Annotated in this window: 4 protein-coding genes; 2 read left to right on the forward strand and 2 right to left on the reverse strand. The window is 47.0% G+C overall.

What is annotated here, in order from left to right; translation table 11 throughout:
- Positions 1–367: 367 nt before the first annotated feature.
- A complete protein-coding gene (locus V7D78_RS11930; protein WP_333608681.1) occupies positions 368–2770 on the forward strand; it encodes a S9 family peptidase in 2403 nt (800 codons plus the stop codon).
- Positions 2771–2828: 58 nt separating this feature from the next.
- On the opposite strand, the gene mscL is transcribed toward V7D78_RS11930, so the two are convergent.
- Both mscL and V7D78_RS11940 read right to left on the reverse strand, forming a co-directional pair.
- Entirely contained in the window at positions 2829–3230 is a 402-nt protein-coding gene (gene mscL, locus V7D78_RS11935; RefSeq protein WP_333608682.1) for a large-conductance mechanosensitive channel protein MscL, read from the reverse strand.
- Positions 3231–3327: 97 nt separating this feature from the next.
- Positions 3328–4035, reverse strand: coding sequence for an RluA family pseudouridine synthase (locus V7D78_RS11940; RefSeq protein WP_333608683.1), 708 nt, complete (start codon positions 4033–4035; stop codon positions 3328–3330).
- Between the two features lie 117 nt (positions 4036–4152).
- Between V7D78_RS11940 and V7D78_RS11945 the strand changes: the two genes are divergently transcribed.
- Positions 4153–4589: pseudouridine synthase (locus tag V7D78_RS11945; RefSeq protein WP_333608684.1), on the forward strand; the 437-nt coding region annotated here is incomplete at its 3' end.

Here is a 4589-nt window from a genome sequence, read left to right on the forward strand (position 1 = left end):
GATGAGGCCCAGAAGCCGAACCGCACCAGAAAGCCGCTGAAAAAGCGCTGGCGGCAGCGAGACAGCAGCTCAGTTCACTCAGCGATAAGTTGGCCGCTTGATAAAAGGTCGGCATATTCTGATTTAACTGATACTCAGTTTATCCAACCTGTTCCTCTTTTGGCCGGTATTTTTACCGGCCTTTTTTTGTTGAACCGGCTCTGCATTGGCCGTATTTGATCGTCATTCAAGCGCATTGAGTTGCGTTTAGCCGTCAGGCTTTGTATAACAGAACGTATTTTTTTCTGGGATAACTGAATTGATGAAAACCTCTGCAAAATTTTCATTGTTAGCCTGCTCAGCATTGCTGATTTTCGGCAGCCAGGCTATGGCAAAAAATGAACCCCTTACCTGGCAGCCTACAACGGTATCGGTTCCATCGGTTTACCAGGCGGATCCGTCAATTCGCCTGAGCATGGAACAAATTATGGCTGATCCAGACTGGATCGGTCGCGCCCCGCAGGACGCGTTTTGGTCATTTGATAATCAAACGCTCTATTTCCAGCGTAAACGTCAGGGCAGTGAATTAAGAGACTGGTTTGCCCAACCTGTAAACACCAGCGGTAATGGTCAGTTGGTACCATTAGCCGATTTACACACTATGGGTACGACAGATCGGGTATACAACGCCGATCGCACGGCTCATGCTTATGTTTTCGAAGGCAATATCTTTGTGCGCACCAACAAGGGTGAGCTACTGCAAGTGACCCGCAGTCAAGCCCGGCACAGTCACCCACAATATTTGGCTGATGGTCGCTTAGCCTTTCGTCAGGGCTGGGATTTTCTGGTGTACGATTTTAACAGTGGTCAACTTAGTGAGCTGGTAAGTCTGAAAACAGAAGACGCGCCTAAGGCACCCGCAGTGCACAGCGGTTATCTGGCGAAAGAGCAACATAAACTGATTGAGTATGTCGCTTTACAACAGCGCAATCAAAGCGAACAGTATCACTATCGCCGCCAATTACAGTCTGAAAACGCCAGTCTGACAGCAGCGCCTATTTATGTAGGTAAAGGCCAGCAAATTGTCGATGCCAGCTTATCTCCAAAAGCCGACTACTTAATTATGGCGGTGCGTAAACATCAGCCTCGTAATGATAAAGACATTATGCCTAACTATATTACTGCCTCAGGGGATATAGCGGCGCAGCCGGTAAGAGCAAGGGTAAATGATTTTAAACCTGAGCCACAACGTTTGCTATTGGTGGATTTAACATCGGGCAGCCAGCATCAGTTAAGCTACAGCAGTTTACCTGGTTACAACGAGGATGTACTGGCGGACGTCAAAGCCGAAAATGCCAAGGCGAGGGGCGAGCGTTATAAAAGTGAAAAAGTGATCCGCGATATTGGCCTGATGACAGACTGGTACTGGAGTCAAAGTGCGATGCGCTGGCACAGCACGGGTAATCAGGTGGCTATTATGCTGAAGGCCTTTGACAATAAAGACCGTTGGATTGCCACCGTAGATTTTGACAAAAAAGCCTTGGTGCCACAGCACCGGTTGCATGACAAAGCCTGGGTAAACTATGCCTTTAATGACTATGGCTGGTTAAACAATAGTGAAACCCTATATTACCTGTCAGAAGAAAGTGGTTATGCGCATTTATACACTAAAGCATTAAACAGCCGCCGTGCAAACAAGCTTACCCAGGGCACCTTTGAAGTGGCTAACCCGGTACTCACGCATGACGATAAGTTTATTTATTATAAAGCCAATGTGTCGCATCCGGGTAATTATGAAGTGTATCGCTTAGCTTTAGCCACCGGTAAAACTGAGCAACTGACTCAGCTTGGCGGCGCTACCGACTTTGTATTGTCACCGGATGAACAGCAATTACTGCTGACTTTTTCAACCAATATGATGCCGGAAGATTTGTTTGTTGCCCCAGCCAGCCCGCAAGCGACAGTGCAGCGTATTACCGATACAGTGTCCGATGAGTTTAAAGCGCTACCGCTGGTGGCGCCGCAGATCGTTGCTATACCCTCTAGTCATGGCGAGCACCCAGTATTTAGTAAGGTATATTTCCCTGCAGATTATCAGCAAGGTGAGCCACGCCGGGCAGTGGTGTTTAACCATGGCGCTGGTTATCTGCAAAACAGCGATCTGGGCTGGTCTGGTTATTTCCGTGAATTTTTATTCCACAACTTATTAGTGCAACAGGGCTATGTGGTGCTGGATATGGATTTTAGGGCTTCAAAAGGCTATGGCCGTGACTGGCGTACCGCCATTTACCGGCAAATGGGCACGCCTGAAGTACAAGACTTAGTGGATGGCGTAAACTGGATGGTGCAGCATGCTAATGTTGATCGTAAACGCATTGGCACTTATGGCGGTTCATACGGCGGCTTTATGACCTTTATGGCGCTGTTTAACGAGCCGGATCTATTTCAGGCCGGTGCCGCGCTGCGTCCGGTAAGTGATTGGGCTTATTATAATCATCCGTATACCTCGAATATTCTCAATACGCCGGATATCGACCCTATTGCTTATGAGCGCAGCTCGCCGATTTACTTTACCCAGGGCCTGACTAAACCCTTATTAATTAATGCCCCTATGGTGGATGATAATGTGTTTTTTCAGGATGTGGTGCGTTTAGTACAACGGCTGATTGAGCAGGAAATTGTGCATTTTGAAACGGCGATTTATCCGGTAGAGCCACATGGTTTCCGCCAGCCCAGCAGCTGGCTAGACGAATACCGTCGTATCTACAAATTGTTTGAACAACATTTGTAAATGTGCTTTTGATATAAAAAACGCCTGCTATTGCAGGCGTTTTTTTAAATTATTAAGGCTAGTCTTTTTTCAGTAAGTCACGGATTTCAGTTAATAAAACGATATCCGCCGGCGGAACAGCCGGCGCTGCAGGCTTGGCTTCTTCGCGGCGTTTCATCGCGTTCATCGCTTTAACCCCGGCAAACACTGCCAACGCAATAATTAAAAAATCGATGATGGTTTGCAAAAAAGCGCCGTATTTTATTGCTACTGCTGCCTGCTCAGCCGTTTCTTGCTGAATAAGAATCACGAGATCGGAAAAGTCGACCCCACCCAGCAGCACGCCTATTGGCGGCATCACCACGTCAGAGACAAAAGACGATACAATTTTGCCAAAAGCGGCACCGATAATGATACCTACGGCCATGTCCACTACATTGCCGCGCATGGCAAAGCTTTTAAACTCGTTCAGCATACTCATTTTAAATCCTTATTATTGTCATTATTTTTTGCCAACTCCGTACCAAAAAGAGTAGCCATCATCACTATAGACATGGCGTTTAAATTTTCCAGTGTTTTTAGCAGGCAAAATCTGTGGTTGGCCAATTTAATTGACCACTAGCGCTAATAAAATCAGTGTTTGCTGAAAAATCGAGCAACTTTCCAGAGTAAGGATGTTGCAGTTGTAACTGAGCTGCATGTAATAATAAGCGCGGCGCCGCGGCTAATGCTTTGTCATCAGCATAAAAAGCATCACCCAGTATAGGGTGGCCCAGTGCTAACATATGCAGTCTTAGCTGATGTGAGCGCCCGGTCACCGGTCTAAGCTCCATAACCGCGCTATTACTAAGGTGTTGTAACACCCGATAATGCGTCAGCGCGGCCTTACCATGTAGCTTACACACCTTTTGTTTTGGGGCACGATCTGCATCTACCGCTAATGGCAGATCAATGCTGCCACTCAGCGTTTCTGGTCTACCAGCGACTACCGCCAGATAACGTTTTTTTACCAGCCGTTCGGCAAACTGGCGTTTTAACTCGCGCTCGGCGTTTCGTCTCAGCGCCATTACCACCACTCCTGAAGTGCTTAAATCAAGCCGGTGCACCAGTTGACTGAGCTCATATTCGGCCTTTACCCGGCTAAACAAACTGTCTGCCAGCTCCGGCCCGCGGCCCGGGTTAGTTAACAAGCCACTGGGTTTATTCAGCACTATGATGTCTTTATCCTGATACAGGATATCCAGCCAGGGTTCAGTAGGGGGGTGGTAATCTAGGCTAACTGACATAATTTATCGTTTATAGTGTGTTATGGGTACTTCAACGGATTATAGCCTGCATAGCGGCCGCAGATAAGGCATACTTACACTAGAGATGAAAGTTGTAACAGTGATGAGAACCTAATAATGGATGTTTCTGAGTTAGCCATACTGCCAGCCACGCAAGACCCATTTACGGTGTTATATCAGGATGAAACCATACTAGTGGTAGACAAGCCGTCCCGGTTATTAACCGTTCCTGGCCGTCATCCAGCTAATCACGATTGTTTAATTACCCGTGTTCAGCGCGAATGGCCAACGGCTTCTGTGGTGCACAGGCTTGATTATGATACCTCGGGTATCGTATTACTGCCCTTAAGTAAAAAGGGCTTATCTGAGCTGAGTAAACAGTTTCAAGCCAGGACAGTGTTCAAGCAGTATAAGGCAACAGTGGCAGGCTTGATACTGCAAGATAGCGGTGACATTAATTTGCCAATAGCCGCTGACCAGCTTAACAGGCCACTTTATAAAATTTGTCATCAAAGTGGCAAATCATCATTAACGCACTATCAGGTACTAAGCCG

This window comes from Arsukibacterium sp. (assembly GCF_036735525.1).
Classification (GTDB): domain Bacteria; phylum Pseudomonadota; class Gammaproteobacteria; order Enterobacterales; family Alteromonadaceae; genus Alishewanella.